This is a genomic window from Dyadobacter fermentans DSM 18053 (genome assembly GCF_000023125.1).
Taxonomy (GTDB): Bacteria; Bacteroidota; Bacteroidia; order Cytophagales; family Spirosomataceae; genus Dyadobacter; species Dyadobacter fermentans.
In genome coordinates this window covers 1,795,425-1,820,210 of the sequence record NC_013037.1, presented here as the reverse complement: position 1 = coordinate 1,820,210, position 24,786 = coordinate 1,795,425, and the positions used below count along the sequence as shown (strand labels likewise).

The 24,786-nt window shown below is 53.8% G+C and carries 20 protein-coding genes; 12 read left to right on the top strand and 8 right to left on the bottom strand.

The genetic code is table 11. The features are described from left to right. Nucleotides 1–50 precede the first annotated feature (50 nt). Entirely contained in the window at nucleotides 51–3,356 is a 3,306-nt protein-coding gene (locus tag DFER_RS07500; protein WP_015811020.1) for a glycosyl hydrolase, read from the bottom strand. A gap of 275 nt (nucleotides 3,357–3,631) precedes the next feature. Between DFER_RS07500 and DFER_RS29105 the strand changes: the two genes are divergently transcribed. After that, nucleotides 3,632–3,994, top strand: coding sequence for a hypothetical protein (locus DFER_RS29105; RefSeq protein ID WP_050774653.1), 363 nt, complete (start codon nucleotides 3,632–3,634; stop codon nucleotides 3,992–3,994). Between the two features lies 1 nt (nucleotide 3,995). After that, nucleotides 3,996–4,289 (top strand): helix-turn-helix domain-containing protein, encoded by a 294-nt coding sequence (locus tag DFER_RS07490; protein WP_015811018.1) that lies wholly within the window; start codon nucleotides 3,996–3,998, stop codon nucleotides 4,287–4,289. A gap of 107 nt (nucleotides 4,290–4,396) precedes the next feature. Here the strand turns inward: DFER_RS07490 and DFER_RS07485 are convergent, their stop codons facing one another. Together DFER_RS07485 and DFER_RS07480 are read right to left on the bottom strand one after the other, a co-directional pair. Continuing rightward, nucleotides 4,397–6,961: a TonB-dependent receptor gene (locus tag DFER_RS07485; protein WP_015811017.1), complete on the bottom strand. Its 2,565-nt coding sequence runs from the start codon at nucleotides 6,959–6,961 to the stop codon at nucleotides 4,397–4,399. Between the two features lie 256 nt (nucleotides 6,962–7,217). Next, nucleotides 7,218–7,628: a response regulator gene (locus DFER_RS07480; protein ID WP_015811016.1), complete on the bottom strand. Its 411-nt coding sequence runs from the start codon at nucleotides 7,626–7,628 to the stop codon at nucleotides 7,218–7,220. A 356-nt stretch (nucleotides 7,629–7,984) separates the two neighbouring features. On the opposite strand from DFER_RS07480, the gene DFER_RS07475 reads away from it, so the two are divergent. Continuing rightward, nucleotides 7,985–9,646 (top strand): arylsulfatase, encoded by a 1,662-nt coding sequence (locus DFER_RS07475; protein WP_015811015.1) that lies wholly within the window; start codon nucleotides 7,985–7,987, stop codon nucleotides 9,644–9,646. A 78-nt stretch (nucleotides 9,647–9,724) separates the two neighbouring features. Here DFER_RS07475 and DFER_RS07470 read toward each other — a convergent pair whose 3' ends face one another. From DFER_RS07470 to DFER_RS07460, 3 genes are all read right to left on the bottom strand, one after another. Continuing rightward, on the bottom strand, nucleotides 9,725–10,522 hold the full coding sequence (locus tag DFER_RS07470; RefSeq protein ID WP_015811014.1) for a helix-turn-helix domain-containing protein: 798 nt from the start codon (nucleotides 10,520–10,522) through the stop codon (nucleotides 9,725–9,727). Nucleotides 10,523–10,528: 6 nt separating this feature from the next. Next, a complete protein-coding gene (locus DFER_RS07465) occupies nucleotides 10,529–11,560 on the bottom strand; it encodes an SDR family NAD(P)-dependent oxidoreductase (RefSeq protein WP_015811013.1) in 1,032 nt (343 codons plus the stop codon). Between the two features lie 182 nt (nucleotides 11,561–11,742). After that, nucleotides 11,743–13,188 (bottom strand): baeRF7 domain-containing protein, encoded by a 1,446-nt coding sequence (locus DFER_RS07460; RefSeq protein WP_041734798.1) that lies wholly within the window; start codon nucleotides 13,186–13,188, stop codon nucleotides 11,743–11,745. A gap of 244 nt (nucleotides 13,189–13,432) precedes the next feature. Here DFER_RS07460 and DFER_RS07455 point away from each other — a divergent pair, with 244 nt between their 5' ends. From DFER_RS07455 to DFER_RS30065, 3 genes are all read left to right on the top strand, one after another. After that, nucleotides 13,433–14,440, top strand: a complete 1,008-nt coding sequence (locus DFER_RS07455; protein ID WP_015811011.1) for a glycoside hydrolase family 43 protein — start codon at nucleotides 13,433–13,435, stop codon at nucleotides 14,438–14,440. An 82-nt stretch (nucleotides 14,441–14,522) separates the two neighbouring features. Beyond that, a complete protein-coding gene (locus DFER_RS07450) occupies nucleotides 14,523–15,002 on the top strand; it encodes a hypothetical protein (protein WP_015811010.1) in 480 nt (159 codons plus the stop codon). A gap of 132 nt (nucleotides 15,003–15,134) precedes the next feature. Next, nucleotides 15,135–15,308, top strand: a complete 174-nt coding sequence (locus DFER_RS30065) for a hypothetical protein (protein ID WP_015811009.1) — start codon at nucleotides 15,135–15,137, stop codon at nucleotides 15,306–15,308. On the opposite strand, the gene DFER_RS07445 is transcribed toward DFER_RS30065, so the two are convergent. Continuing rightward, entirely contained in the window at nucleotides 15,305–16,498 is a 1,194-nt protein-coding gene (locus DFER_RS07445) for an MFS transporter (protein ID WP_015811008.1), read from the bottom strand. The two genes, DFER_RS30065 and DFER_RS07445, sit on opposite strands and share 4 nt — an antisense overlap. A 264-nt stretch (nucleotides 16,499–16,762) precedes the next feature. Between DFER_RS07445 and DFER_RS07440 the strand changes: the two genes are divergently transcribed. The 3 genes from DFER_RS07440 to DFER_RS07430 all read left to right on the top strand — a co-directional run bounded on the left by DFER_RS07440 (nucleotide 16,763) and on the right by DFER_RS07430 (nucleotide 18,881). Next, a complete protein-coding gene (locus DFER_RS07440; protein ID WP_041734796.1) occupies nucleotides 16,763–17,143 on the top strand; it encodes a hypothetical protein in 381 nt (126 codons plus the stop codon). Nucleotides 17,144–17,236: 93 nt separating this feature from the next. Further along, on the top strand, nucleotides 17,237–18,394 hold the full coding sequence (locus DFER_RS07435) for a zinc-dependent alcohol dehydrogenase (RefSeq protein WP_041734795.1): 1,158 nt from the start codon (nucleotides 17,237–17,239) through the stop codon (nucleotides 18,392–18,394). Between the two features lie 7 nt (nucleotides 18,395–18,401). Then, nucleotides 18,402–18,881 carry a hypothetical protein gene (locus DFER_RS07430; RefSeq protein ID WP_015811005.1) on the top strand — a complete coding sequence of 160 codons (480 nt, stop codon included), beginning with the start codon at nucleotides 18,402–18,404 and terminating at the stop codon, nucleotides 18,879–18,881. 68 nt (nucleotides 18,882–18,949) lie between these two features. Here DFER_RS07430 and DFER_RS07425 read toward each other — a convergent pair whose 3' ends face one another. Continuing rightward, nucleotides 18,950–19,651: a DKNYY domain-containing protein gene (locus DFER_RS07425; RefSeq protein WP_015811004.1), complete on the bottom strand. Its 702-nt coding sequence runs from the start codon at nucleotides 19,649–19,651 to the stop codon at nucleotides 18,950–18,952. A gap of 301 nt (nucleotides 19,652–19,952) precedes the next feature. Between DFER_RS07425 and DFER_RS07420 the strand changes: the two genes are divergently transcribed. The 3 genes from DFER_RS07420 (at nucleotide 19,953) to DFER_RS07410 (ending at nucleotide 24,777) form a co-directional block, all read left to right on the top strand. Then, on the top strand, nucleotides 19,953–23,543 hold the full coding sequence (locus tag DFER_RS07420) for a histidine kinase (protein WP_229206202.1): 3,591 nt from the start codon (nucleotides 19,953–19,955) through the stop codon (nucleotides 23,541–23,543). Between the two features lie 6 nt (nucleotides 23,544–23,549). Beyond that, entirely contained in the window at nucleotides 23,550–24,314 is a 765-nt protein-coding gene (locus tag DFER_RS07415; protein WP_015811001.1) for a LytR/AlgR family response regulator transcription factor, read from the top strand. Nucleotides 24,315–24,390: 76 nt separating this feature from the next. Continuing rightward, entirely contained in the window at nucleotides 24,391–24,777 is a 387-nt protein-coding gene (locus DFER_RS07410) for a hypothetical protein (protein ID WP_015811000.1), read from the top strand. Nucleotides 24,778–24,786: the final 9 nt, after the last annotated feature.

Below are 24,786 nucleotides of genomic sequence, written 5' to 3'. Positions count from 1 at the left end.
CGGAAAACACCTGGATTTGAAAACACAAGTTTCTACGCCTGCCGCATTCGCTATTTTGCGGGCGTTGCCGCCACCAGTTTCACCGGGCCCAGCAAGCCGCTGGGCTGTAAAGGTGAATCGGCTTTGTAAAACGGCATCGTCGTATAAGTGATTTTGGTGGCGGTGCCGGGTTGTGCGTCGCCGATCAGGCGGTTTACCCAGGTATTGGTAACACGCACCTGAATGCTATTAGCGCCCCGCTTCACCGCGTCGGTAATGTCGATACGGAACGGCTTTTTCCAGATAATGCCTGCATTTTTGCCATTCACGATCACTTCGGCGAGATTTTTCACATCGCCGAGGTGGAGCCAGTAGCGCGCTTTTTTATTAATTGCCGACACATTGAGCGTGTTTTCGTAAGTGGCAGTTCCCGAAAAGTATTTGATCCCGGCATCCGCATGCTCCGATAGCGAGGCGAGTTCATTCATTTGCGCCTGCGCAGGAGCGCCCAGGCCCGGTTGAAAGCGCACGGTCCAGGTGCCCGTCACAGCAGTGGCGTCCGATTCGCGCCATTCGGGCTCGGAATGCAAATTGTTGGGAGCCTTGCCACTGAAAACGATAAAATAGGCCTGCCAGGAATCGAATTTCAAAGGAATGGTGGTCCGGCCGTCGGCGATCTGGTAAAAGACTTTACTGGTTTTGCCGGTTTCTGGGTTCCATAGTACGGGAATTTTGCCGGTAACGCGGAAGCTGATACTGGCCTGGTTGGCCTCGTTACTGCGGTTGTCGAGCCAGTAAATGTCGGCGTCGGGTGTTTGGCGGTGCACGTAAAGGATCTTCGCTTTCTCGCCGGATATGGCCACATCTTTGGGCGCAATGCTGCTCAAAACGGTTTCCAGCGGCTGCGAGGAAACATTCGGATTATTCCAAATCCTGTTGACGAGCGCCGTAAATGCCGACGGATCGTCACCCAGGCTGGGGGAACGCTCCGGTTTCACGCCCGCCACTTTCATTCCGTTATCCACCAGTTCGCCAATCTTTTGCAGCACCGGCAATGTCATATCCCTGGCGGTAGAGTCCAGCACCAGCAAACGATACTGCTGGCCCGATGGCGTCGCGATCAAGCCTTTTTCTATTTTCAGCATATCTTTGATCACACTCGAATTCGCGAAATCGAATGCATAGCCGGCAGGTATCGGGGGAAGTTTTTGCGTGGAGATCTGCGTGATATTTGAGTTTTCACCATAATAATACAGCACATCCACCACCGGCTTGCCTTGTTGCAGCATGAAACAGCTCCTCCCCAGGTAATCCATCCACGCCTTTGCCTGTTCTGCCCAGGTTTCCTGCCGCGTGAAATACTGCCCGAACGGCCCGAGCGAAAAGCCGGGTTTTTTGTCGTCCAGTGGCTGGTGAACGGAGGTGTGGATCACAAACCGGTTCAGTCCCGACGCCATTTCGAGATCCGCCGTGCGTTTCAGCTTTTCGGGATACCAGGTGAATGCATTGCCAACGGACGTCATCGATTCCGCCGCGACGATGTTTTGTCCGTAAATGTGCGCCACCGAGGCCGATTCGCGGATGTCGGCTTCGCTCCGCACTTCCTCGTCGGCGCCCCCGGCCAGGCTGCCGGGCGTCCACATTGCAGCCATCGGAATGTCGGCCTTGCGCTTCACATCCATGCCGTCGGCCAGGTAAATGCGGCCGCCCTCGTGCGATTCGGTATAGCGCTTCATTCCGCGCGCTTTCAATGCGTCGCCGATCACCTCGTAGTGGTTTTCGATGATCAGTTCGCCGATGGTTTTTCGGAAATCCCACAAAAAGCGGTCGCTTTCAGCGGCGCTTTTCACGATGATGCCTGTGAGCGCGGGAATCCAGGGCGTGATGTCGTAGCCTCGGCGCTTTTTGAACTCCTGCGGCATTTCTTTCGTCCAGGTCATATGGCCTGCCTCGTAGCTGTCGAGCACCATGAATTGCAGTCCTTTCGCGCCCATTTGCCCGCCGGTAGCGTCCTTATACATATCGAGATAGGTATTAATATAGCGGGTCACGGCTGCTTTATCGAGCTTATCCACTTCTAAACCGGTTGCTTCCGGCGAGGCGGGATGATTTTTGCGCCCGGTGAGCGAGTACCCGAGCCGTACCACCACCCAGTTGCCGGCAGGCGGTGTCCAGTTCAGGCTGCCGTCGGCGGTCATTTTGGAAGTCAGGTCGATCACGTCGGTGAGGGGTACCGCGTCCGCATTGGGCTGGATCAGCGAGGAAGTATTCTCGCGCCAGGGGCTGAAACCAGCCTTTTCTTCGAACTGATCCATCCGGTCGGTATTATGAAACACGATTTCGGCCACATGAACGCCCTCGGGCGCGGCCGGCTGCCCGCCGCCTCCGCCCATCATCGCTACGAAAGGATTGAACGGCGGCGCCAGCGTTTTGAACGCGATCCGGTAGAATCTGGCCGTTACGGGAGTAAATGCCAGTGTGTTTTGAGGAACAATGCTGCCTTTGATGGGCGCAACGTCGCGGAAAGTGACGCCGTCGTCGCTTACCCGCAGCGTCCGGTTGTTGGGCGCTCCGTTGAACTCGGCCAATGCGCCGCCCGAGCTGGCGCCTACAATCGTCAATGCCTTGAATGTCTGCGGTGTATCGAATTCATATTGTACCCACATATCCTGGCCAACTTCCATCGGCGGCAGGAGGGAGGTTTTGCCCAAATCGCCGTCGGTCAGTTCGGCTACCGAAAAAGAGCCTCCGCTCGACGTTACTTTGGGATTGAGCGTGCTCATGCGCTTGTCGGCAGAAGGCAGCTTGTAGGCGATCACGAGCGCATCGGCATAATAATCCGGCACTTCGCCCGACGGTCCTGACATCCCGCCTTCGGCAGGCAATGGCACATTCTGAAACTTCCCGGCCACCGGTGCGGGCGGGGGGAGTTTGCCTGTAAAAGTTTGCCCGCCCGGCACATGCGTTTCGGTCCAAACGTACTTTTTCATCGCATCTGCGGCCGGTACCCACGGCCCGCCGGTAACGCTCCAACCGGGTGAGCCTGCGATCGCCATTTCGAGGCCGAGCTTTTGGGCGAGGTCGGTGGTATGTTTGAAAGCGTCCTTCCAGTCGGGCGTCATGAACACCAGCTTTTTGGGCGTCACATTGGGTGTAAAAAGGCTCGCATCGAAATTCTGGAAGCCGCCAATGCCTACGCGCTTCATCCATTCGAGGTCTTTGGTGATCCCTTCTTTGGTAATGTTGCCGTTCATCCAATGCCACCAAACACGCGGTTTAGCCGCATCGGGAGGCGTTTGGAAGCCTTGCTGCAAAGCGGGTGACTGCCCCCAGGCAAGCGCAGGCACCGCCCACGCAAGTAGTATAAGTTTTTTCATACGTAAGGTATTGATTATCTGCCGGTAAAAAGACATCGCCCGGATGGTGAAGCGATGAATTTGCTATATCTACTTATGATATTTTGAGATGATTTTTTTAGATATTACCGATGCAAAACGAATTCACTCAGCATTCCTTTTATTGGAAATGTCTTATATTTGAACTTAACTTAAAAGTGAATCGTATTTATCTTGAAGTGTACACCCGGTCGCAGAAGGTGACTGTTTAATCGATCCGGTTTGAAGGTAGCGCAAGTACCGAAACCAGTTCATTTGTGGACCAGTACAAAGAGAAAGGCTTTGGAGAAGATGTCGTTATGATCAGGAGCTGGATATGGTACCTCGAAAGGCGGGGAGCACAAATGCGGTATTTCCGTCCCGAGAACAACGTGAGTGCCGGGCCGATCACATTCTCTCGGCTCAGAATCTACTGCATCAGATGTAGCGAGAATATCGTCATTCTGGGTGGTGGTGGTGAAAAGAAAGGTCGAAAGGCCCAGGACGGCGCCGAAACCTGGAAGGCCTTGAAGATGATGATGGCCGTTGACAAGAAATTAGTAGAGAAAATCAGGGCGGGAGAGATTTGGTACTCCCGGGATTTGATGCAATTAGAAGGTGAACTATTTATAGGTATTTGATATGAATGCGCTAGAAAAAATTCCTCTGGATCCGGTCATACACAGATTTATTGGAACAAGCTTCGATCTTTCCGACCGTATCCATGAGATACTGGAAAACAAGGGGATTTCACAGAAGGAACTGGCCGAAATGCTCGGCAAAAAGGAGTCGCAGGTGAGTAAATGGATGACCGGGACGCACAACTTTACGATCAAGACACTGGCATTGCTTGAAGTGAAACTGGGCGTCTCAATTTTCCAGGTGTCGAATGGGGTTATACAGCCCATTGAGCAGGAGGTACCGGAGCCGGTTTGAATGGGGGCGGACTACGTCCATTTTACAGGTAGCACAAAAAAATCAGGACGCCCCAGCGGGGCGCCCTGATTTTTTTGTGTTATAATATCCTTTTTCGTTTTTATGCATTAGAACGAGTAGCGCAATGTGACGCCGTAGGTGCGCTGGTCGCCCACGATGCCGGCGTACTGGCCGTAGCTGCCCGGTGCTGCCAGGAGCAGTTCGTAGTAGTCTTTGTTGAACACGTTTCTGGCCCATACGAAGAACGAAATGCCGTTCGAGGCGCGGAAACCGAGGCGGCCGTTGGTCAGCGAGTAGCCGTCGATGTTCAGGTATTTGGATGGTGATGGGCTGGATGAGAAGCCGGAGCGCGCAAATACGTCGATACCCAGGAAGTAGTTGCCTTTCAGTCCCAGGAAGGTGCCTTTCACCGTTCCTTCACCCCCTACGGAGCCCGACCATTTCGAAATGCCCGGCAGCGCACCGCCCGAAATATCCTTGAATGCCTGCTCACCGCCTACTTCTTCCAAAGGCACGGGTGCATTGGCGAATTTGACATATTTTCCGTCGGTATAAGCCACCGCCGCATTGAACGACAGGTTGCTGAATCGAATGTTACCATCTACTTCCACGCCTTGTACCCGCACTTTTTCAGCATTGGCAAGATAGCCGCGGTTTACGCCCGGCTCGGGAGTCTGAACCTGGGTCTGGAAATCGTTGATGTCCGAACGGTACAAGGTCAGGTTCAGGACGGAGTTAGCAGTCGGTTTTGTTTTGATACCCAACTCTTTGTGATCCACGTGCTCGGGCTTCACATTAGCCAGGTCGAGCAGAACAGCGCCATTGGCTGTCGGCAAGCCGCCCACGTTTACGCCGATAGGCTTGTAACCCACCGAATACGTTGCATAGGCATTGAAACGGCTGCTGGCTTTGTATTGGAGCGACAATTGTCCCGAAAAGTTACCCTGGTCGTAGTTCGTGTTGAAGGCCTGGTCCGTGTAAACCAGTCGTTTCAGCGCGAGCAATGCAGCGTCGGTCGTTTGCAGGCCGCCGTAAGTCTCTCTTTTGTAATCCACCACTTTCTTGTCGTAGTTGTAGCGAACGCCCGGCAATACATGGAGCTTGTCGGTGATTGCCCAGTCGGCCTGTGCGAACACGGCAAGGCTGGTGCTTTTGATGCGGTTGGTGGTGCGGATACCGAAGTTATCGAACAAGCCCGGTGTTTTCCAGAGTTCGCTGGTGCTGTTTTGTGCAAAACGCCACTGTGCAGAACCGGCCTCTTCCGTTTGCACAGGATCGGATTTCAGGTCTTGCCAAAGTCCGAACAAACCAACTACACCGCTGAGTTTAGGGGAAATTTTGCCTGAATAGCGGATCTCCTGCGACCATTGGTCATGCACCGAGTTACCGGACGAAATCGTGAATACCGGCAATCCCAGGTAATCGCGGTCGTTAAGGGGCACCCATTTCCAGAAACGCCATGCCGAAGTTGCGGTAAGGGTTCCGTTTCCGATTTTGATGTCAGCGTTGGCCGATACGCCACCAAGTCTGTTATCTGCTTTTGAAGGCGTATCAAGGTCAAGTTTGCGTTCGAATGCGCTTGAATAGGGGAGTTTGTAGCCCAGGTCGGCGATAATCGCGTCGAATTGACGGTAAGGCGCACGTTTTGTAGGCACCACGCCTGCGATAGGCCAGCCGTAGCCGTTTGGTTTCTGATCCGACACGTCGCCGATAACGGTAATGTTCACCTTGCTGTTTGGCTGGTAAAGAATCTGGCCGCGCACACCGATATTATTGATATCGTTGATCGGCTGTTGCGTGTGTTCGTTGAAAAACAGCCCATTACGCTGCGTTCCCGTGAACGACACGCGTGCCGCAAGTTTCTTATTGATGGGGCCGGTGAATGACCCTTTGGCCTGAATGTAACCGAAGTTACCATAGCTTAGCTCGAAGCTGCCGCTGGGGTCGAAGCTCGCGCCGCGGGTGGTGATGTTGAATGCGCCGGCCGTCGTGTTTTTTCCGAAAAGTGTTCCCTGTGGTCCGCGCAATACTTCAATGCGCTCAATATCAATGAAATCGAGTGCCGTTGCAGCCGGACGTGCGTAGTAAACGCCATCCACATAAAAACCCACGCCAGGGTCGATGCCATCGTTGGTAAGGCCATAGGTAGATCCGAGGCCGCGGATGTTCAAAGTTGTATTACGCGCGTTCGACACATACAGCTGAACGGTCGGAACCAGTTCTTTCAAACGGTTTACATTGAACGCACCTGCATCCTCAGCGGCCGATCCGCGGATCACGGAAATCGGAATGGGAACTTCCTGAGCAGATTCCTGACGGCGACGCGACGAAATGATCACGTCTTCCAGGTTATCCGCCGAAGGATCGAGCTTGATAGTCACCCCGCTGCCTTCGATCACAACTTCTTTTTTGATATAGCCCAAAAACGAAACAACCAGTGTGAAAGGTAGTTTCTGACCCGTTACCAGCTGAAACTCACCGTTTGCATCCGTTGCGGCACCGTTCGTTGTTCCCTTAATGGTGACGGTAGCACCAATAAGCGGGGAGTCGGTGGCGGCGTCGAGAATCGTTCCGGTAACCGTGGCATTCACGATCGGCGGGTTCTGCGCCTGGGCAACCAATGAGATGAGTAGAATTGTTGTGCTGAATAGGGTCGTTAAAAATGTCTTCATAAATGCGGTGTTGCTTTACTGTTTTTTGATGGTGTTCATGAGTGGTGGTTACTGTGAAACAGCCTGTCCTAGTACTGTTTGGGAAACATCGCAGGACAACAGTAAGGTATAATCGGTGGTTTCATATGTAGGGATTGTAAGTTTCTCCGGCAAAGCTATGGATATTATTTAGTATATAGAAATAGTAGAGTAATATTTTTTGAAAATAAGATAAAAATGGATCTGCACTTTATTCATGCATTGTCCACAAGGTTCTTTAAATCAATGGCTTGGGTGGCTCTCCGCCGAGGTATTTTTTCAGGATTCTTCGGGCTACGTCCAGGTAACCATCGAGTGTGACGGGCTTGGTGTAGAAGCCGTCGGCGCCGGCCTGGTAGGCTTTTTGGGCATTTTGGCTATCATTCGAAAGGACAATTTTGGGCACATCGCCGTAGCCTGCAAACGCCTGGATCGCGTCCAGCACTTCCACGCCGTTCATCCGCGGCATATTCATATCTACCAGGATCAGTTCGGGATTGGGATTGTCGTTCGCGAGCAGGTCCACCAGTTCGCGGCCGTCCTCAACTTCCAGTATTTTCCTCCGCTGACCCACGATGTTCAGCGCTTCTCCGATCAGATAGCGGTCATCCGCATCGTCATCAGCAATTATTACAGTATTTCTTTTCATCACCCCACGATAGCTTGGTACACACATTTTTTAAGAAAACGACCGGTTTTGGTAACCGTAAAGGCAGGCGGCAACAGAGGAGAAGGGAGTGACGTAAAGGCAAGTTAGCCATATTTCCTTACCAATCACCATTATCGCCGCTTATCTGTCTTAGAAATTTGAAAATCAGCGGCGTCCGGTCATGTATAGATACATGTGAAAAGTGGCCGTTTCCGACCGTATCAGCCTCAAAACAAGCCCCGCCGACCCAATGCTGCGCTTCATTCAAGAAAGAGAATTTTTGAATAGTATATTAATTATATAGAATAAATATATTTTTGCGAGCGAAACCTTTTGTTCTACATTTCTCCAAAATCATGAAGACCTCTGCATTCTTTGCCGCTGCGCTGTTTGCCTTTTCGGCCGTGGCGGCGCAAAAGAAATCCGCCCCGGACCGCCGGGTTGCCGACCAGCGGCCCAACATCATCCTCATCATGGTCGACGACCTGGGCTACTCCGACATCGGCGCATACGGCTCCGAGATCAAAACCCCGCATATCGACCAGCTCGCCGGCGAGGGCATCCGGTTCCGCGAATTTTATAACAATTCCATCTGTGCGCCCACGCGGGCGTCGCTCATCACCGGCCAGTACCCGCACAAGGCCGGAGTGGGATATTTTAATGTAAATCTGGGCCTGCCGGCTTACCAGGGGTATCTCAACAAGGAGTCGCTCACATTCGGGGAAGTGCTGCGCAATGCGGGTTACAGCACCTTGCTGAGCGGCAAATGGCACGTCGGGAACGACAGCACCGCGTGGCCCAACCAGCGCGGGTTTGATCGTTTCTATGGTTTCATCAATGGGGCAAGCAACTATTTCGATATTGGAAAATACGGCAAAGGCCCGGCTGTGGAGCTGGTGGAGAACAATAAGCGCATTAACCTGCCGCCCGACAAATACCTGACCGACGAGATCACCGATCACGCCCTCGCATTCCTCGACGAGCAAAGCAAAACCGCCAAGCCGTTTTTCCTTTACCTCGCCTACAATGCGCCGCACTGGCCGCTGCAAGCCCCGGAAGCGGATATTGCCAAATACAAGGGCCGGTACAGCATCGGCTGGGACTCGCTCCGTGCCGAGCGCCTGCAAAGGCAGAAAGCGCTGGGCATTACCGATCCCAAACAATCCGTGGCGGCGCGCGACAAGGACGTGACGCCCTGGGAGAATGTGCCATATGATGAAAAACTGCTTTGGGAGCGTAAAATGGAGATTTATGCGGCGATGGTCGATCGGGTGGACCAGAATATAGGCAAGCTTCGCGAAAAACTGAAAGCGCTTAACAAAGACGATAACACGCTGATTGTCTTCATTTCCGACAATGGTGCGCAGGGTGGTTACGCGGGCGCATCTCCGCGCAGGCCACAGCGCAACACCGGCCCGGCGGGCACGGCAGGTTCGTATGTGTATCAGGACCAGCCCTGGGCGTACGTGTCAAACGCACCGCACGCCGCATATAAGAACAACATGCACGAAGGCGGTATCAGCGCGCCATTCATTGCCTGGTTTCCCCGGCAGATCAAAGGCGGGCAGATCGTGAAGGGCACCGGCCACCTGATCGACCTTGCGCCGACGTTCTATGATCTTGCCAAAGCCGCCTATCCGGCCACAGCGAATGGTGTTGCTACGAATACCCTTCCGGGCAAAAGCCTGGTGCCGGTACTCACGGGTAAATCGGGCGAGGTGGACCGTGGCGGCGAGCCTATCTTTTGGGAACGCGCCGGAAACCGGGCTGTGAGGAAGGGGAAATGGAAAATCGTGTCAACCTACCCGGCCTACAAATGGGAGCTCTACGACCTCGAAACCGACCGCGGCGAAACGAGCGATGTGGCCTCCGCCAACCCGAATGTAGTGGACCAGCTCGCTGCCGACTACTTTCGCTGGGCGGAAAAAACGGGTGTAGTGGAATATGACAAAATCAAGCCCGCTACCCCCATCGGCGCCCCGGCACCCCGTCCGAACCGCGCCCCGCCTACTTTTTGAAATAGTAATGTAAGGATAGCAAGTTTTTAAATGCCTCGACCGCCCGGGATTAAGGAGCGGTCGGGGCATTTGGGATAATCAATCCGTAGGTGCGTAGCCAAAATGCTTTTTAAATGCATATCCGAAATGCGACAGGTTTTCGAAACCGACTTCCAGATACACCTCCGACGGTCGCCGTTTCTTCTCGCGGATGAGGTAATGGGCCAGGGCCAGCCGTTTTTCGGTAAGCCACTTTTGCGGCGTGGTTTGGTAGGTTTTCTTAAAATCCCGCTTAAAAGTCGTGAGGCTGCGACCGGTAAGGTAGCCAAACTTGGTCATCGGGAGGTTGTACATGAAGTGTTGCTCCATAAAATCGACCAGATTGATCTTACCCGGCTCGCCGAAGTCGGCCAGGAAGTGGTCAATTTCCGGCTCGATGGTCCGCAAAATGGTAATGGCCTCCTCGATCTTCATGCCCGCGAGTGCTTCCGGCAGTGCTTCGCGCAGGTCAAAATAGGGGACGAGCGAGGCCATGCAGCTTTGCAGGAGCGGATGCTTTTCAAATGTCCTGAATCCGGGCCTGGGCACGGGCTTCACATCCACTTTGTTTTTCGCATAATAGGCTTCGAGCCGCGGGGCGGTCAAATGCATGACGACAGATCGGTGCGGGAGGCCGTTTTTGGGATAGTTAATCACCGTCACCAGCTCGTGGCGTGGAAAGAAAAGCGTGTCACCGGCTCCGAAAATATGCGCCTGTCCGCCCTGTATGATCTTCGTCTCACCCGAAATAAACCAAACCAGCAAATGCGATTCGAACAGCACGTCGCTCTTTTGAAAATGTTCCGTAAATCCGGATATTTTCAGGTCGGGATGAATGTAGTGTGCCTCGTGTGCCACCGGATGTCAGTTTGGTTTAAAATCAATTCCTGTCAATTGCTCGCTCAAAGTCCACAGTCTGCGGGCGTTACCGGGATCGATCGAGTAGGGTTTCACACCGCGTAAAGTGAGCGGTTCGTCGTACCGGTGCGCGATATTTCCGTGATCCACCTCCGCCACGTCCGCATTTTCGCAATATAGCCCGCCGAGCCCTTCGAGCTTCGGGCTGGTAGCGCACCAGATGGTCGTGGCTGCTCCCTGTGGGATTGTTTTCAGCTTCCGGGCCACTTCCGGGTAAATATTGCCGTCGGCGTCGTGCGTGCCCATTTGCCTGAAAAGCTCCATCGGTGCCACACGCCCCAGTTCGGTACCGTTCACCGAGCCGGGGTGCAGCGAGAATGCCCTTACGCCGTGCGACTGCCCGAGATGGTCGAGCGCTACCGCGAACAGGTTGTTGGCCGTTTTGGACTGCCCGTAGCCAGCCAGTGTTTCATATTCCCTTTGCTCGAAATTGGGATCGTCGAAATCGAACGGCGCGATATGGTGACCGAAAGACGACACACTGATCACCCGCGCATTTCCCGATAGTTTCAATGCCGGCCACAAGCGGGCCGTCAGCTGGAAATGACCAAGATGGTTCGTCGAGAGCTGCGATTCATAGCCACGGGCGTCCCGCAGAAGCGGTACCCACATAATGCCCGCATTATTGACCAATATATCCAGCGGCTGGCCGCTTTCCAAGAACCGCGCCGCAAAACTATCAATCGAAGCCGGGCTGGTAAGGTCGAGAGACTCTACCGTTGTGTTGGGAATGCCGGCCAGGTTGCGGGCAGCTTTCGGGACATCCCGGGCTGGCACGATCACCCGGGCACCGGCTTGCGCGAATGTCTTCACGGTTTCCAGGCCGATGCCGGCGTAACCGCCTGTGACGATGATCGTCTTACCTGTGAGGTCAATGCCCCGGATTACGTCCTGCGCGGTGGAAAATGCATCGAACCCCGAGTCGGTGGGTTTTTGATGATGATTTGTTTGTGAGGCTGTTGCTGTTGAATGTTCCATAAAAATGAATTTGTTTTTGATGGAACAAAGGTAGGCGGGGCTGCCTGAGGCTGTTTTGTTTTAAGGGCCTGTTTTATTTGTTTTAAAGACCATATTATTTGGCCCGGCCCAAAAAACAAAATGGAACAGGACATTGAAAATGCCCCGCTCCATTTACATTAACCAACCTCAAAAAAACTATATCAGTATCGGAATACCGCCGCCATTGGCGAAGGCACCGGCATTCGTTCCTCAGGAAGCAGGTACACATCCCCGCCTTGGGTAAGCGTTTTGATCACCGCCATATCCGCGAGGTCCTCGGCCGACTCCTGACCGCTTTCCTGCATGTCGAGTTTTGCATTCATTTCGTCGAACTGACCGTGGATATGTGTTCCTTTTTGTATAAACAGATGCGAAATCCGGCCATAGTAAGCAGCAGGAATGATGTCGTCAATCACCGATGAGCTCAGCGGCGAGGCCGACTGGTTGGCGTAGATCGTCAGCGCCTTGTCCAGGCCGTGGTCGAAATACGGCTGCATGATCTCCCGCGCCTGGGCATAGAGATGGTGCAGCTCGTCGTGCTCGTGGCTGCCGGTGAGCGATTCGGGGCAGATGTTGTGGTAATCGCTCACGGAGCGGTAAATCGGGATCAGGTATTCGACGCCTGCGAGCAAGAGCGGCACATTTTCCGCATGCAGCACTTCTTTGTAAATGATATCGTCGACTGCCTCGAAATAGACGGCGATGGTATCCTTATGATCGGGATTGCCGCCGCCCATGCCATGGAAATTGGCCCCGCCCGCGCCCGAGCTCACGCCCGCGCGGAAAGTACTGGCGTCCTTATCCGACAATCTTTTAACGTCCAGCATTTCATCCGGAAGTTCCGGAATTTCAATCGGTTCCATGCCGGAAGCGTCGGCGCGGAACAGTTTGCATTTCTGCTTGTTGATCACCAGCAGGTAGAAATATGTTTTGCAGGCGAGCGCCGGAATGAGCGGCGTCATGTAAAAGCGCTTCTGACAAACGGCCTCGTGCTGCGGTGCTACGCGCATTTTGAGGTATTTGAAATAGCCGTCGGCAATAAAAATGGCCAGCCCCTTCTCCATTCTGCCCCAAAACCGATCTTGCTGCAATAAGCCATACGCCGGCGTGAGGAGTTGCTCAATGCGGGCGGTTTCGATGCCCTGGCCCGCCAGCTGTGCGGCCACGTCCTTTAATGTATTTTTTAGCAAAATGGCGTCGTGTTTTTCATTCACTTCCACGCCCGCCTGGTGCGTGGGCAGGTAAATGGTGACGCAACAATCCGACTGGAATCCGGCGAGTTCGGCGAATAATTCCTTGTCCGGAAGGTCGGGCAGCTGCTCCGGCTCGGTTTCCACATCCGGCGCGGTGGCCATTTCGATGGTGGTGTCCGATCCGCGCAGATTAGGCTTGCGGGAACTGCCGTTACCGCCGCCGGTACGCCTGTTGGGGTGGCGCACAGGGACTGTGGGATCTAATGTTTCGTCATCCTGAACATATTGGTCGGTCCGGTCGAGGAACTCCTCGATTTCCTCCGGCGGGGCGGTGGAAACGCCCAGTCCTTCCGGGCGGCCGCCGGATGGTTTTCCTTTAGTGGGATGAAATCCTCCTGATCGGTCTTTTGCCATAACGATGTAGATTGTTGATGTTTGAATATGTTAATGCCGAGCGCCCCGGAAAAAGATATGCCACGCCGTGGCAGGCGCGGGCGGGGCGATCGGCCGGAAGGGAGAGTTGCATCTTTTCCCCAATGCATTGCACAACCGTTTCCCCGCGCGCGGATGGCATATTTATTGACCCGCACCCGCCGCGGCAGTAGGTAATTTCGTTATTTTGGCGTCTGGTACTGATTTTCCATTATTACTTTTCCAAATGCTCCTATCCCTTATCAAACGCGCTGTTTTGTCCGTTTCACTTTCCATTGCACTAGCTGGTGGCGTAAGGGCGCAAAATGCCGCACAGCCGGTGCGGAACGACATTCCGCTGGATTCGATCCGGCTGAGCGACCCATTTATCCTCGCCGATGGACCTTCCCAAACCTACTACATGACCGGCACAGGCGGCAAACTCTGGAAGAGTAAGGATTTGAAGAAATGGACCGGACCTTACACGGTGGCGAAAACCGACCCGAAGTCCTGGATGGGGCCTGAGCCGATGATATGGGCCGCCGAGCTGCATGCTTACAAGGGCAAATACTATTATTTCGCGACCTTCACCAACAAGGCTGTCAAGCTGGGCGAAGGCCTTGAACGGCGCGCGTGCCACGTGCTTGTAAGTGATCGTCCGGATGGCCCGTATGCACCCATGAAGGATTCCGTTTACCTGCCGGCCGACAAGCTGACGCTCGATGCTACCCTCTGGACCGACACCGATGGTAAGCCCTACATGCTTTTTTGCCACGAATGGCTGCAAAATGGCAATGGAACGGTCGAAAAGATCGCATTGAAACCGGATTTCAGCGGCACTACCGGTCCGGCAAAGCTCCTTTTCCTGGCCAGCGACTCGCCGTGGAGCCGCGAGAAAAACAAGGACGGTTCCGACAGGCCCAACAAAGTGACAGATGGTCCGTGGGTATTCCGTACCCAAACAGGCAAGCTGGGAATGCTCTGGACGAGCTGGATTTACGACGTGTACACGCAAGGCGTTGCCTACTCCCAAAGCGGCACGCTCGATGGCCCCTGGATCCAGGAAAAGGAACCGATCACGCCGCCCAACTTCGGACACGGCATGTTGTTCCGCACCTTCGACGGCAGATTGCTGATGTCCATTCACAGCCATCGCGGTGTAAACGGCCGTACGGTGCGCGTTCCGAAGCTGTTCGAAGTGGACGATTCGGGGGATAAACTGGTGGTCGGGAAGCAGATTACAAACGGACGCTAACTGTTTGTCTCCGCCTGCTAATCGGATGCGGGGAGAGGTGTAGCGACGGGTATATTGGGTACTCATCCCAAACTTACCTGATATGTTCGAAGCGGTTATATTGCTCGTCATCATTGCGCTGGTGCTCCTGTTTTTGCGCGCCGGAAGGCAGAATACCATTGCTTACAGAAAACGCGTAGCACCTCCAAACCGGGGTAATGCAATCGATGATCACCCGACGGCATTCGGTCATTCCGGCTCTTCGGATCAGTTTTATACAAATAGTCCCGGATCTGAAAATACCCTGTACGAACCGTTGGCTTTCGGAGGGGCCGAGTTTGGTGGCGGAGGCGCGGGCGAATCCTACGATACGGGCACGTTTGGAGGCGAATCCTACGATACAGGCACGTTTGGAGGCGAATCCTACGATACGGGCGCGTATGGAAGCGATCCATCCGATGCTGGCGATGCCGGCAACGCTTTCAGCTACGATGATTCGGGAAGTAGCTGCGATAGCGACGGCTCCGGCAGCGATTCTTCTTCGGATTCATCCGGCGATTCATGCAGTTCTTCGAATGACTAGGGATTTGTGAGGCAAATGCAGCATTGTAGGCCAATGCAGACCTGCGAGTTGAATATCATTGTCCTTCGTTTTCGTAAACGAGGTCCTATGCGGCACGGATATTGACATATCTATTATCAAAACAAAAAAGATATGTCAACAACTAAGAAGAAAAGAAACACCAAACGCAACAAGCTCGGCGTGAAGAATTCGCTGGTTAACAATATTAATGCGCGCAAAAAGAAAGGCACGTCGCGGTCGAAGAGTAAGAAAACCGTGAGCAAAAAATCCTATTCGGCCATGAAAAAGAAGTGGAAACGCAGCTAGGAAACTTCTCCGGCCGGCCGGCGGTCGGTTAGCACCAGCGCCACCGATATCAGCCCGAAAACAAAAAAGCATAGCACAAGCGGAAACACGCCGTCCACCATCAGGTGGCTCGTGACCGAACCGAACAGCGCACCCACGAAAAAGAAGCAGGTGCCGTAAATGGCCGATGCCATTCCGGCCATTTCGCCCATCGGTTCGAGCGCTAGCGCGCTACTGTTGGGCTCCACGGCCAGATTGATGGCAAGCATGATGGTGATCGCGGCAAAAAACACCGGCATTTGCGGCGGATCGCCGAACGCCGAGGTGAACGCGAGCAAGGCCGCGCCCACGGTCGTGTAGATGATCAGCAGCCATTGAATCGTTTTCCGCGCTCCGAACGTGGACGAAAGCCGCGAATTCAGCAATGCACAGAGCGACATCATGACGCCCATTCCCGCAAAAATCCAGGCAAACAGCTCCGGCCTGCCATAAATTTCCCCAACAATATGTTCCGAACTGGACACGTAAGAGCTTAGCGCGGTGAAAAGCAATGTCGTGATCGTGGTGTAGCGCACAAAAGTGCGGTTACCCAGCACTCTGGCAATCGACCGGCCGATGTGCGCACGCGTAAGTGACGTCCGCTGCGCGGGTGGGAGGGACTCTTCCAACCGAAGCGACCAGATGAACACCGCCACCGCAAACAGCGGAGGCGTGAGAAAAACCATTTTCCAGGAAGCCACCGATAATATAGCCAGGCCCAGGAACGGCGCGAATACAGGCGTGAAGAGGAAAATCGTGAAGATGAGTGACAGGATACGCGCCATATGATCACCCACAAAGCGGTCGCGGACACCCGCGATGGTGGTCATGAACACGGCCGACGCGCCCATGCCGGCGAAAAAGCGGGCGGTAAGCATGATAGGCAGGTCGGGCGCAATGGCCGCGACGATCCCGCCGATAATGTAAAGCGGAAAGCCGGTCCGAAGGATAGGAAGCCTGCCGAAGCGATCGGATAAGGCGCCAAAAATGATTTGCGCGACTTGCCCCATGAAAAAGAACGAAATGATTTGCGCGGTGGCGGTGGAGTCGGCGCTGAGGCCGAAATGGCGCCGTACATCGCCGAAGGCAGGCAGCATTACGTCGATTCCCAACGCGGTGAGCGTCATCGTGCAGGCGGAGAGGGCGATAAACTCCGCGGGTTTCATTTTCATGGTGAAATCTTTTTGCAAAATTACCCGGCTGCGGATGCGCGGACGGTCGGTGAACCAGACTTTTTCAAGGGGTGATTCAGACAAATCCGCTTAAATCCGGCCATGAAGCAAGTTTGCATTAAAAGGGTATTTATTTGCAAAAATATTATTGTCTTTATTATAGACAATAAGAGAACTTCTTCTTTACTTTGTCTCAGCTGATCGGCACAGCGACTCCTGCTGATCGCGGTTTCATTTTATTTTAACCACAAATCCATTGCGACTATGAGAAGAATCGGTTCTATGATCATGCTCTTTTTAATGCTGGGCGTCGTTTGCACCAGCATTGCCCAAACCGCTGCGCCTGCCGATTTCTTTGCGGGCAAGTGGGAAATCACGGTTGTGGGTACACCTAACGGCGATGCAAAGCTCCTGGCCGACCTCACCCGGACGGATGGGAAACTGACCGGACAGATCACCAACGCTACGGACCCGAGCGCGGACAAAATCGCGATTACCGGCATTGACGAGGCAGCGGACAAGATCATTATCGGCTTCACAGCGCAGGGCTACGACGTTACGCTCGACCTTTCGAAAGTAGACGACGATAACCTGAAAGGCAATATGATGAATATGTTCGACGCTTCGGCCAAGCGGGTGAAGTAGGAGGCATGCGGGTTCAGGCTGTTGATCGGGCACGATTTTTAAGCAATCGCGCCATCCAAAAAACCGATCATCAACAGTTTAAACACGAACTACATGCTAGCAATGAATTATCGAGGACCCTACCGGGTCCGTGCCGACCGCAACAAGCCGATGCCGCGCATCGAGCATTCGGGTGACGCCATCGTGCGCGTCACCCGGTCCTGCATATGCGGCTCCGACCTGCACCTTTACCACGGAATGGTGCCCGATACGCGCATAGGGACCACTTTCGGTCATGAATTTGTGGGCGTGGTGGAAGAAGTGGGGCCCGATGTGACCAAACTCAAAGTGGGCGATAACGTATTGGTCCCTTTCAATGTCGCTTGCGGCAAATGCGTTTTTTGCGAACAACAGCTTTTTGGCAACTGCCACGAGTCCAACCCCGAAGCTACGGCTGTGGGAGGGATTTTCGGCTACTCGCACACGGCCGGCGGCTATGACGGCGGCCAGGCGGAGTACGTGCGTGTTCCTTACGCGGACGTAGGCCCGATGATCATCCCCGACGATATGGACCATGACGACGCCGTGTTGCTCACGGACGTGCTGCCGACCGGCTACCAGGCCGCCGAAATGGCGGGCATTAAACCGGGCGACACGGTGGTGGTGTTCGGTGCGGGGCCCATTGGGATCATGGCTGCCAAATGCGCCTGGCTTTTCGGTGCGGGCCGCGTGATTGTGATCGACCACCTGGAATACCGCCTCGAATTTGTGAAAAACTACGCGCAATGCGAGGCCTACAACTTTCGCTCGCTGGAAGATCCGGTCCTTTTCATTAAAAAAACAACCGACTGGATCGGTGCCGATGTGTGTATCGATGCCGTTGGCTGCGAAGCGGCGGGAAGTGCTTTCCATACCATCACAGGTCGGAAAATGATGCTGCAATCGGGCTCGGCCATTGCGCTGCATTGGGCGATCAATGCGGTGAAAAAAGGAGGTATTGTGTCGATCGTCGGGGTTTACGGGCCCACCGGGAACATCATTCCGATCGGTAACGTGGTCAACAAAGGGCTGACGCTCAGGGCTAACCAGGCATCCGTTAAGCGGCTTTTGCCGCGGCTGATCGAACACGTGCAATCCGGCCGGATTGACCCGAAAGCGATCGTAACGCACCGTGTGCCGCTCGAAGAAGTGGCTGATGCTTATCACATCTTCTCAGCAAAACTCGACAATTGTATCAAGCCTATCCTGATCCCGCCATCAGCCAGAAAATAATATTGTTATGAAAAAGCCACTCACTGATTACAGCCATATCAACGGCTGGGGAATCGATGCGGACCCGCTCGATGTGCCCAATTATCCGATGAAAAAGCGGACCGAGAATGATAACAGGGGAATGATCTGGGAACGTCCGCCCCAGCAGCCGCAGCTCGTGGAAATCCTGCATTCGAACGAAAGGCCAAGCCTCTCAGCCGTTTTCGGAACGCCCAACCCGCCAACCGGATTGAGCGGAAAGCTGCGCCGCTGGGCATTCACATTCAGCGAGTCGCACGTCATGCATTGGATCGGGCTGCTGATGGCCGATCGCGTGCAGATTATGGAAGGCATTGCCGACGACCTGAAAGGCGGCCACGTGCCCAATCTTTTCGAGGAACACGGAGGCAAAGCCGAGCTGAAACATAATGCTGCCGGATTCGCCGGAAAGGTGATTTGTACGGTGGCAGTGGTAGGTCTGCTGGTGGCGCTGTCGCGCAGAAAGTGACCGTAAGGTTGAAGTGACGAGGTGCCGTCCGGCGTGTTGTAGCGCGGGGCGGCACCTTTTTGTATGGATCAGAATGCCGGCTCGAACTGCATCATCGCCCGGAAAACCGGCTGGCCGGAATTGCTCCGAAATCCTTCGCCGTCGAATTTATAAACCTGGTAGCGATCCGTAAAAACGCCATTGCCTGCATAGCCGAATGTATCAATGTCGGCCACGCGGTAGCCTTTGCCGTCCACGAACACTTTGCTGTGGTCCTTATAAAATGCGTTTTTCTGCCATTTGCCAATGTATCTGAAATGGCTGGCATCTTCCGAAATCACCTGCGCATCGAAGTAAACGCGCTGGCTGTCTTTGCTTAAACGCTCGTCGAGGCATTTGAAATTCTTTGCATCGGACGAAATCATTTCGCTGGCTTTGAATACATTGCGGTCGTCGCGGCCGAGGTCGGAGCCCAGAATCTGGAAATAGACCGGATTGGCGCCGGGAATGCATTTACCCCGGAAATAGACGTTCTGAAAGTCACGAGCATAATGCGAAGCAACGGAGCGACCGGCAGCGCCGGTAGTCAGCACCTGGAATGTCCGGGCGTGTGCGTCGGCGATCCGAACCTTGTGTCCGGCTTTTTCCATGTAGTAAACCAGCTTGTTTTCAATCTGGTACATGTCGGATGCACCCGATGGGACGAAGGATTTGGCGGCAGGGCGGAGCAGGAACATACTTGCAACGACCAGGGTCAGGCATACACTCGCGATCAATAGCAGGATCAGCATAATGGTATAGGATGAGATTGAGTGATAAGGTTTTATTTTTCATGGCGGTGGGAATGGCGGCGCAAAAGTGCATATCGGCTTGTGCAACGTTGAATTTTAATGATGCAACGGTAGCTTTCGACTATTTACCGGTAAATCATTGAGTAAGCGGTAATTACAAAATCGCCGTTTCCGCCGTTTTGAGGCGGTTCCTGGCGTTTACCGATAAATAAATGAGGTAGTACGGTTGCATAGAATTGACGTATTTGGGCTTCAGATGAAGCATATTAGATGCGAATCTTCCATGAAATCCCCCTAACCCGTGTCGTTTTTCCTCAAAAGGCTGTTCTGGACAATGTCCGTTATGGGTCTCTGGCTGTACAGCGGAGGCCTTCGGGCGCAGACGTTATTCCAGAACATCCGCTGGCAGGATGGCCTTAGTGCAAAGCAAATCCGCTGTTTGTACAAAGATTCATCCGGCTTTTTGTGGATTGGCACGTCTGCCGGCCTCGACCGTTACGACGGTGCCGTCGTCCGGCGTTTTCATGATGCGGCGGGAGGTCAGAAGCATTATGTGAATGCGATTTGGCCGTTCGGCGGAGAGGACACGCTGATGATCGGCCTGCGGCGCGGTGTGCTTTTGTTTGATAAAAAAAACGGCCGCTTTTCGCATGATCCCCGGTTTCGAGAGCTGGCAAATCGCTACATCGTCAGCATCCGTCAGGATGGCCGGCAGCGCATCTGGATCGGGACCTCCGATGGCCTGTTTGTTTACCAAAATAATAAACTAGGTCCTGTCACCGATCTGTTTCCCGACGCCCGCAAATTCGATTTCCGTGGCTTTGAGCTAAAAGTGATGGTGTACGATACGCTGAGACGCGGGATGTGGGTAGGAGGTAACCGGCCGCTGTTTATCGATTGCAAAGCCGACCGCGTATACTTCAAAGGAAACAATGTCCTGCGCAGCCCGCTGCTCGAATCGGCGAAAGTGCACGCGATCGCCGTCGACCGTACGGGAAATGTGTGGTATGGCTGCGATACCGACCCGTCGCTGAACTACTGGAACTACCGCACCGGCAAAGTGGACACGCATTATGCGCTGGATGGCAAGCTGATTGGTGAGGGCTGCAATTTCATTTTTATGGACCGGCAGGACCGGCTGTGGGTCTCTACCTGGCTCTTTGCGGCATTTGTGAAAGAACCGGGGCAGCCTTTCCGCAAAATCGAATACAGCCAGGACCAGGCCTACACCATCGCTTACGGGCATTTTCGGGACGCGATTTCCGACGCGCAAGGCAATGTATGGCTCGGGACGATCAATGGCGTGAGCAAAACGCTCCCCAAAAATCCCATCGAGGCGATTTACAAACTGCCCAGCTTTCCGTTTTTTCTCGAAACAAACTTTGCCCATGCCAACTCCATCACCGTCGACGGCAGCATGATCGTGGCCTGCAAGGAAGATGGCGTTGTGTTCTACAACACGGCAGATCGCAAATACCAGAAATTCGTGACGCCCAGCAAACGGCTGCGCAATAACCGGTTCGTTATGACCGCCAAAGTGGACGATACCTGGTGGTTTGCCGGTTTCGACGGTATTTACTCACTCTCGCCCGGAGAAACCGTGTTGCGGCGCTTCAACCAGACGAAGCCCGGCCTGGCATCCTACGAAGCACCCTTTGTTTTTTTGGATAAACAAAAAAATATATGGTTCCAGATTGACGGCGACGCCATTTACCGCTACCAGCCGGCTACTAAAACGACCCTGCGGTTTGACGGTACCGACCCGCGTTACGGCCTTTTCGCATTCGCCGATGCACAGGCTTTTATACCGCTTTCAAATGGCGACATTCTGTTTAGCGTGCAGGGCAAAGGAATGCTGCGCTATGATCACCAACGCGAGCATTTCTCCATGCTGCCCGCGCCCGACATTGCCGAGGAGTACATTTATGAAATGCGCCAAAGCAAAACCGGCGAAATATGGGCCGCGGCGACTTCCAGCGGCCTGCTCAAAATCGATGCGGGCGGGAAGGTGATCCGGAGTATCACGACGAAGGATGGCTTGCCGTACGACCAGATTTCGTCACTGGGCATTGACGACAAGGGCGTAATCTGGTGCGCGAGCCGCGAAGGATTGGCAACGTATGATCCCGCGAGCAACAATGTGAGCAAGGTGGAGCTCGATTTGGGCAAGACCTTGCAGGATTACTGGAATTACGTGACGCTGGCCGAGGGCAAAATTTACGCGGTCATGCTCGACCACGTCGTGGTAATCAACCCGCGGCATTTCGCTTCGGTGCCGGTGCAGAAGCCTCCGGCCATTACCTCCGTGAAGATATTCGGGCAGGAGCGGTTGCAGGACCTGGACGGCGGGCCGCTGGAACTGAACCCGGACGAATCGTTCGTCGCATTCCAGTACGCCTCGCTCAGTCACCGCGACATTCCGTCGCTGCAATACAGCTACCAGCTCGTGGGCCTCGACAACGACTGGGTGATGGCGGGCCGCAACATCACGGCGTCGTATACCAACCTCCTTCCCGGCGAATATGTTTTCAAAGTGAGAAGTACCGATGAAAATGGCCGCTGGATGCGCACCGCGCAAACGCTGAGCCTGAAAGTATTGCCGCATTGGTGGCAAACCTGGTGGTTTTTCGTTGTGTGCGCCCTTGCGACAGGCGGTTCGCTCTACTGGTTTGCCCGGATTTATACTAAAAGGCGGCATAAGAAGGATCTCGACGACACGATCGAGTACTTTGCCAACAGCGTTTACGGGGATAACTCGGTGAACGAAATTTGCTGGGACATTGCCCGCAATTGCATTTCAAAGCTGCATTTCGAGGATTGCGTCGTGTATTTGCTCGATAAGGAAACCAACACACTCATCCAGAAAGCCGCCTACGGTCCCAAAAGTCCGAAGGAATATGAAATCCTGAACCCGATCGAAATACCGGTCGGCGAGGGGATCGTGGGCACGGCGGCCGCCACCGGGTTGCCGCAAATCATCGGCGACACGTCCAAAGACCCGCGTTATATCATCGACGACCAGGCGCGGTTTTCGGAACTCGCCGTGCCCATTCTGCACGAGGGCCAGGTGATCGGCGTGATCGACTCGGAGCATCCCAGCAAGAATTTTTATAACCACGATCACGTCCGTGCGATTTCCACGATCGCGGCCATCAGCGCCAACAAAATCACCGAGGCTATGGCCCGCGCGCAGGCGGAAAGGCAGGAGATTATGCTGCTTCGCATTAATAAAATGCTGGCGGAGAGTCAGCTAATGGCCCTGCGTGCGCAGATGAACCCGCATTTTATCTTTAATTGCCTGAATAGCATACAGGAATGCATCGTCACCCAGAAATACACCGAAGCGAGCAAGTACCTGAATAAATTCGCCAAGCTGTTCAGGCTGGTGCTCAACAACTCGGGCAGGAACCTCGTCACGATCGCCGAGGAGCGCGACGTGCTGGAACTTTACCTCGAACTGGAACTGATGCGTTTCGGACAGGGATTTACCTATTCCATTGAAATAGATCCCGAGCTGGAAGACGATTATGTGCGCCTGCCGTCCATGCTGCTGCAACCGTTCGTGGAAAACGGGCTGTGGCACGGGCTCATGCATAAGCAGGGCGACCGGCACATGCGGATCAGTTTTTTCCTGACCGGCCCCGAACAATTCGCCTGCGAAATCGAGGACAACGGCATTGGGAGGAAAAAATCGGCAGAACTACGCCAGAATTCCTCGCGTACACGGGAACACGAGTCGCGCGGGATACGTATCTGTGAAGACCGGATCGACGTGCTGGCGCGGCAGGGGAACCACGCGCAGATGGAGGTGACAGACCTTTACGACGACGCCGGCAACCCCACCGGAACGCTTGTCAGAATAGAATTATCCACCTATTTATATCAAACCTAGACGAAGATGATCAAAGTACTTATTGTCGACGACGAGCCTAGATCAAGAAATGTGCTGGCGCATTACATTGAAACCTATGTGGAGGAGGTGCGTGAAGTAAAGCAAGCGGAATCGGTGGATAATGCCCTCCAGATACTGAAAACATTCCGGCCGAACATTGTTTTCCTGGACGTTGAAATGCCGGGCAAGAACGGCTTCGACTTTCTCAGGGCATTGAAGGAACCGGCTTTCGAAGTGATTTTTACCACGGCTTACAATCAGTACGCCGTGCAGGCGATCCGGTTCAGCGCATTGGACTACCTGCTGAAACCCGTCGATCCCGACGAGTTGCGGTCGGCCGTGAACCGTTTTCTCAAAAAGGCCAACGTACATCAGAACCCCGTGCTGTTCGATAACCTGGTCCGGAACATTGCCCACAAAAGGGCCAGCGAATTCCGTCTGGCGGTGCCTTATCAGGACGGCGTATCGTTTTTCACGCTCGACCAGATCGTCCGGTTGCAGGGAGAGGGTAACTATACCAATATTTACATCAAAAGCCGGAAACCCGTTCTCGCGAGCAAGACGCTCAAACACTATGAAGAAATGCTGACGGAATTCGGCTTTATCCGCACACACAAATCACACCTGGTGAATCCGAAATTTATTGCAAAACTCATGGCTGACCATGATCTGGTGGAATTGCTGGATGGCAGCCGTGTAGAAATATCGAGACGCAAGAAGGAAGAAGTGCTTTTACAATTGCCGCTCGGAAACCAGCCACTCGATAAGTGAGAATGCCCGTTAAATCACTATTGTCTTAACTTGGAACGTTGCCGGTTTTCTTTGAAGCCATTGAATTCTATGGGCTATGGAGATACTGGCGACACTAACGGAGCAATGGTTGCTCATTTTATTACTGGCTTTTCTGATCGTCGGCGGGCTATGGTTCCTGTATCGTTTCAGGAGGACAATGCTGCTGCTCGGCGGCAAAAGCATGCAGGGCGGGCAGGTTGCCGATGCCGTGGTGCTGCTCTCGGAAGAACATCCCGGCTCTTATTTGCAGGGCGAAACCTATTACACTTTTCAGGTGCATGTGAAACCGGCCAGGGGACGCAATTTTGTAACAGAAATTCACGTGCTTCGCGAACAACTCAACCGCATTCCCCAGGCCGGCGACCACGTTTCGGTCAAATTCAACTATTCAGGTCGTAAGCGCAACGTCGTCCTGAATCCCGAAAATCCCGGAATTGCTTAACCACCTATT